A 5686-nucleotide genomic window follows, 5' to 3' on the forward strand; every position below is an offset into this window, starting at 1 on the left:
CTCGACAAGATGGAACGTGCGTTTGATCGCGAGGGCGAACTCGGTGCGCTCGATCAATTTGAGTCCCAGGCGATGTCCCTGCTTACGAATGCACAGACGCGCGATGCTTTTGATGTGAGCCAAGAGGACGCCCAGACTCGTGACCGCTATGGACGGAATCGCTGGGGGCAGCAGCTGCTGCTCGCGCGGCGTCTGGTGGAGGCGGGTGTGGAGATCATCACCAGCAGCCTGCATGGTCCGCTGTGCGGTCGCACACAGGTGTGGGACGACCATGCGGTGGACCACCACATCTTTGAGGCGCTGCGATTCCGCATGGGAAACTATGATCAGGCGGTGTCCGCGCTGATCGAGGACATTTATGCAAGGGGTCTCGACAAACGCGTGCTCGTGGTCGTCACGGGTGAGTTTGGACGCACGCCGAAAATCACGTTTGACCGCAGCACGGGAGCGGGAGATGCCAGCGGACCTGCGGGCACGCTGCAGCCGGGCCGCGACCACTGGCCGCGGGCTTTTTCCAACATCTGGGCCGGTGGCGGCATCCAGACGGGGGCGGTCATTGGTGCCACGGACAAACGCGGCGAGGACGTGATCGAGCGGCCGTGCAGTGCGGGGGATTTTCTTGCGACGATCTATCACCATCTGGGCATTGATGCCTCCAAGGTCACGATCAATGACTTTAATGGCCGCCCGACGCCCATTGTCGATCATGGCCGGCCGATTCCTGGGTTGATGGGGTGAGTTTTGCCGAAGTATTGCTCGATAAAGAGATGCATCTCCGAGCGTAGGTTTCAGTGCATGTCATCCATCATTCAGCCCCCTTCTCTCGTTCGCTGCGCCGGTCCGCTGTCGCGGCGTAGTTTCATGCAGTTTGGATTGTCAGGAATGGCGACGCTGAGCTGGCCGGGCCTGCTGAAGCTGCGTGCTGAAAATGCGGCGAAGCCGAAGGGTGAACGCAAGTCCATCATCATGGTGTGGCTGCCGGGCGGTCAGTCGCACATTGACACCTATGATCCAAAGCCGGAGGCCAGCAGCGAGTATCGCGGGCCGTTCAAGACGATCAGCACCAAGGTGCCGGGCATGCAGTTCACTGAAATGCTGCCGATGAACGCGAAGATCGCGGACAAGTTCACGATTGTGCGCTCCATGAATCAATCGGCGGGTGGACATCCCGCAGGGACGATGCAGATGTTTTCCGGTGACAGTGACACGCGCGACAAGCCGAAGCCGCGCCTGCCTGACTGGATGTCTGTGGCGCACTACCTCCGGGCCAAGGATGGCGGCCGCGCAAACCCGCTGCCAAATTACATCGGGGTGCCTGCGGCATCGCCTGAGTATTCGAGTCCGGCGTATCTGGGCGACGCGTATGCGCCATTCGCGGTGAACGATGATCCGAACCGCCCGAGCTTTCAGGTGCCGAACATCGGCCTGGCTGATGAGTCGGAAAATCGCCGTCTCAGTGACCGCATCGTTTTGCGCAAGAGCTTGGACAAAATGGAGCGTGCATTTGATCGCGAGGGCGAACTCGGCGCGCTGGATGAATTTGAAGCGCAGGCGGCCACGCTGCTGACGAATCCTAAAACACGTGATGCTTTTGACCTGAGCAAGGAGGATGCAGCCATCCGTGATCGTTATGGACGCAATCGCTGGGGGCAGCAGCTTCTGCTGGCGCGTCGTCTCGTCGAATCGGGTGTGGAGATCGTCACCAGCAGTCTCAGCGGTCCTCTGTGCGGCCGGGTGAACAACTGGGACGACCATGCGGTGAACCAGCATCAGTTTGAAGCGTTGCGTTTCCGCATGCCAACCTACGACCGCGCGGTGTCCGCGTTGATCGAGGACATTTATGCGCGGGGTCTCGACAAACGCGTGCTCGTTGTCGTCACCGGGGAGTTTGGCCGCACGCCGAAGATCAGCTTTGACCGCAGCACGGGTGCGGGTGATGCCAGCGGACCCACCGGCACGCTTCAGCCCGGACGCGACCATTGGCCGCGTGCCTTCACCAATGTTTGGGCCGGCGGAGGCATCCAGACGGGTGGCATCATCGGTGCCAGTGACAAGCGCGGTGAAGATGTGGTCGAGCGCCCCTGCAACGCGAGCGACTTCCTTGCCACGATTTATCATCATCTCGGGATCGACTACTCGAAGGTCACCCTCAATGATCTCAACGGACGTCCGGTTCACATTGTGGAAAATGGCAGACCGATTGCGGAGTTGATCGCGTGATTATTTGCAGCCTTTGAGAGCGTAGAAGAGAGCCATGCATCCCCGCCCGGCACTTCTTCTTGGTCTTTGCTTCCTCATCTCCAGTGCGCAGGCGCAGGAGATCAAGGATGGCAGTTTTCCCATCGTCTCGAATCTCAAAGCCGGGGTGGCCAAGGTGGACATCACCCCGCCAGATGCGGCGGGATCCAAAATTGTCGGGCATGTGCGTCAGGTGAGCGGTGTCCGTGACCCGCTGCGTGCTGGAGTTTTGATCCTGGACGATGGCGAAACGAAAGCTGCCATCGTCACAATGGACACCATCGGTGCGTGGGATGACATGGTGAAGGATGCGCGTGCGCGCATCGAGGAGGAAACAGGTGTGCCATCCGCGAACATTCTTATCTCCGCCTCACACAATCACTCGGGGCCTGGGTACATGGAAAACATGCGGTGGGCGGCGGATTTGATCCGAAAGCTGGGGCTGGCTGCGAAGGAGGCTGCCGCCAGCATGAAGCCTGTAAACATCGGTTATGGCGAGGATCGCATCAGCTTTGGCATCAACCGCCGAAAAACGTACGATGGCCGTGCGGTGGTAAGTTTGAATCCCGATGGACCCAATGACAAGCGTGTGAAGGTGCTGCGCTTTGACGATGGCCACACGCTCACACCGCTGGCGGTCATTATGCATGCGGTCTGTCATCCATGTTTTTTTACCTGGGGCGACAAGGGCTCGCTGCCATATCCGAAGGGGTATCCGAAAATGAGCGCTGACTTCCCAGGAGAGGCACAGACGTTTGTGGAGATGTGCTACGCGCAAAAGACCAGCGCTTTGTTCATGCAGGGCTGTGCTGGAGACATACGGCCCAATCTGCCCGGGTATCCGTATCGCTGTGCTGATGAGGCAGACATCCAGTGGGCGGGCCGTGATCTCGGAGGCGCGGTGGCGCGTGCAGCGTCATTCAGCGTGACGCGTGAGCAACTGCGCAAACGCGAGACCTTTTACCCAATCCGTGTCGCCAGCGAGGTGGTGGAGCTTCCAGGCAAAGAACAGCCAGTGCGCGCTGAACTGATGGCGATGAAGATCGGCCCCTTTCTTCTGCTGACCATGCCGGGTGAGCCAATGGTGGAATACGGATTTAAACTTGAACAGGCCATCGCCAACCGGGCCACGCCCATCATCGTCGGCTATGCGAATGGAAACATCGGCTACATCGCCACGGCGGATGCCCATACGGTGGGTGGCTACGAGCCCAACTTGTCCAAGATCAAGCCCGAAGCTGAGGCGATCATTTTGAAGAAGCTTGGCGCTCTTGCTGATCGAGTGGTTGGTGATGTTTTTGAGAGTTTCTCGAAACATCCGAAGGATATGCAGAAGCGCGAAGCTGAAGAAAAGGCGCGCCTGCAGTCCGCGCCAGCCGGCAAACCCTGATCTCCTTATCATCATGACACATCCGCTCGTCTCTTATCCCCAGCTGCCCGACACACCGACTTCACATCTGCCATTCAGTCCCTGCGTGGTGGTGGGCGATTTGATTTTTGTGTCAGGCCAGGCCTCCGTGGATCAGGAGGGCAACATCGTCAGCGATACTTTCGAAGGGGAGTTTCGCCGCAGCATTGAAAATGTGCGCAAGGTTCTTGAAGCCGCAGGCAGCGATCTCGCCCACGTGGTGCAGACGCGTAACTATGTCCGCGATGCGGAGGACGTGCCGCTGTACAACCAGCTCTATCGTGAATACTTCCCGCAGCCTTCGCCTGCGCGCACCACGATCACGAACTGCCTGCCGCCCACACTGCGCTACGAGGTGGAGGCCGTGGCGGTACGCAAAGCCAACTGAACTGCTTATGAACAACGACGAAGCAGCACGCCGTGCCTACTGGGCGGATCAAATGGAGCAAGGCTATGCGATTGTGCAGAAGCTGATCGAGTTTCCGGTCAATGAATGTGGCGAACGGTTTGCCTCGATCCCTGATGCCGCTGCGGCGGCGAATGTGGAGATGCTGTTTTCCACCAGCAAGATCGCCGGGGATCTGGACCGCGTTTACTTCCTGCGCGAGAGCCTTGTGCGAGATGTCATCACCATCGGGCGTGAGATGAACGAGCGTGGCTGGATTTTGAAAATTGAGGACGGTTTTCGCTCGCTGGACATGCAGCGGCAGCTGGTGCGCAAGCCGTCGGTTTTTGATACGGTTTTGAAGAAGTGCATCTGGGAGCTCGGAGGAGAGATCCCGAGCACGGAGATGATGTTTCGGCGTGCCATTGTGCTGACGGCCAACATGCCCAAGATCGGTGCGCACATGTCGGGCTCGGCCATCGACATTTCGGTTTTTCGTCGTGATGACCGCACCGAGGTGTGGCGTGGCTATCCGTATCTCGAAATGAGCGAATGCACGCCGATGAGGTCGCCTTTTGTCGAGCCCGAGCACGTCGCCACACGGCTGGAGATCGCGGCGATGATGGAAAAGCATGGCTTCATTCATTTCCCGTTCGAGTTCTGGCACTTCGATAAGGATGATGCCGGGATGCACATCCTGACTGGGAATCCCGCGCCCTGCCGCTTTGGCCCGGTGAACTGGGATCCACGTACCAACGAAATCACGCCTGTCTCAGATCCACTCACCTTGCTCAATCCGCTGCCGGTCATTGAAAAAGAAATCGCCGCTGCCTTGGAACGCGTCCGCAATGCATAACTTTATGAAACCACTCCACTTGCTTCTTCTGCTGCCAGCTTTCGCTGCGCTCGGGGCTCCTCCAGCTGCACCGACCAAATCACCGGATGTGCCAGCGCAATTGCCGCCGCAGATCGAAACGTTGCAGCCGGGCGTCAAACTCACGCTGCTCGCGGAGCATCCGGATCTGGTCACGCCGACTGGCATCGCTGTGGATAAAAACGGGAACATCTATTCGATTTCCTGCCACACGCATTTCCGGCCGGAAGACTACGACGGGCCGGTGCATGATGAGGTGCTGGTCTTTGATGCGAACGGCAAGAACCGCCGGGTGTTTTACAACAAGACCGATGCCACCATGCATGTGGAGATCGGGCCGGATGGCTGGATTTACCTTGCGGAGCGGGACCGCGTGCTGCGTGTGAAGGACACCAATGGTGATGGCGTAGGGGATGTGGAGGAGAATCTGGCCACGCTCGATTCCGTGGCGGACTATCCGCACAATGGTCTTAGCGGCATGTCGTGGCATCCTGACGGCGGCCTTGTCTTCTCACTCGGTGAGAATTTTGGCAAGGACTGGACGCTCACAGCCAAGGATGGATCCAAGGTCAGCGGACGTGGTGAGGGCGGGGTGTTTCGCTGCACGGCGGATGGTTCGCAGATGCGCCGCATCGCCCGGGGTTTCTGGAATCCCTTTGGATTGATGGTGCGCAAAGATGGTGAGATCTTTGCTGCTGAAAATGATCCCGGCAGCCGCCCGCCGTGCCGGTTGTTGTATGTCGTGGAAGGCGCGGACTACGGTTTCCAGTGGGTGTATGGC

General features: G+C 58.8%; 6 protein-coding genes. All 6 read left to right on the forward strand.

From position 1 onward, the window contains the following. Positions 1-738, forward strand: a 738-nt coding sequence (locus ACIREA_RS25255) for a DUF1501 domain-containing protein (protein ID WP_397385098.1), incomplete at its 5' end; no start/stop codon positions are given. Between the two features lie 57 nt (positions 739-795). Then, on the forward strand, positions 796-2220 hold the full coding sequence (locus tag ACIREA_RS25260; protein WP_397385099.1) for a DUF1501 domain-containing protein: 1425 nt from the start codon (positions 796-798) through the stop codon (positions 2218-2220). 34 nt (positions 2221-2254) lie between these two features. After that, positions 2255-3628 (forward strand): hypothetical protein, encoded by a 1374-nt coding sequence (locus ACIREA_RS25265; RefSeq protein ID WP_397385100.1) that lies wholly within the window; start codon positions 2255-2257, stop codon positions 3626-3628. A 13-nt stretch (positions 3629-3641) separates the two neighbouring features. Beyond that, positions 3642-4034: a RidA family protein gene (locus tag ACIREA_RS25270; RefSeq protein WP_397385101.1), complete on the forward strand. Its 393-nt coding sequence runs from the start codon at positions 3642-3644 to the stop codon at positions 4032-4034. A 7-nt stretch (positions 4035-4041) separates the two neighbouring features. Next, a complete protein-coding gene (locus ACIREA_RS25275; protein WP_397385102.1) occupies positions 4042-4887 on the forward strand; it encodes a M15 family metallopeptidase in 846 nt (281 codons plus the stop codon). Positions 4888-4891: 4 nt separating this feature from the next. After that, positions 4892-5686: PVC-type heme-binding CxxCH protein (locus tag ACIREA_RS25280; protein WP_397385103.1), on the forward strand; the 795-nt coding region annotated here is incomplete at its 3' end.

Source organism: Prosthecobacter sp. (assembly GCF_044373815.1).
GTDB lineage: Bacteria > Verrucomicrobiota > Verrucomicrobiia > Verrucomicrobiales > Verrucomicrobiaceae > Prosthecobacter.